Origin of the sequence: Paenibacillus agri, assembly GCF_013359945.1 — a bacterium.
GTDB classification, from domain to species: domain Bacteria; phylum Bacillota; class Bacilli; order Paenibacillales; family Paenibacillaceae; genus Paenibacillus_AQ; species Paenibacillus_AQ agri.
Genome location: NZ_JABWCS010000135.1, coordinates 1 through 409, shown reverse-complemented (window position 1 = coordinate 409; position 409 = coordinate 1). Strand labels below are relative to the sequence as shown.

At 58.2% G+C, this 409-nt stretch carries 1 protein-coding gene; it reads right to left on the bottom strand.

Annotated elements, in window-relative coordinates:
* Positions 1-409: Ig-like domain-containing protein (locus tag HPT30_RS00670; protein ID WP_175369657.1), on the bottom strand; the 409-nt coding region annotated here is incomplete at both ends.

Here is a 409-nt window from a genome sequence, read left to right as displayed (position 1 = left end):
TTGCTGCTCCGCCAACGACATCAACTGCCGCTGTGAGTTGCTTGCTTCCGCCTGGCAAGATGCTTGCCGTGCTTGGGCTGACCGTTACGCTATTGACGGCTGGCGCCACCGTTACCGTGATGGCCGCAGACGCTTTCTTCGTTGCGTCTGCTGTCGATGTGGCTGTAATTGTATAACTACCCGGTGCCGCATTCGCTGCTACGGTTACTTTACCCGTGTTGTCCACTGCCACTTTGTTGCTGGCGTCACTGCTACTCCACGTAACCGTGGTCGCTGCTCCGCCAACGGCATCAACTGCCGCTGTGAGTTGCTTGCTTCCGCCTGGCAAGATGCTTGCCGTGCTTGGGCTGACCGTTACGCTATTGACGGCTGGCGCCACCGTTACCGTGATCGCCGCAGATGCTTTCTT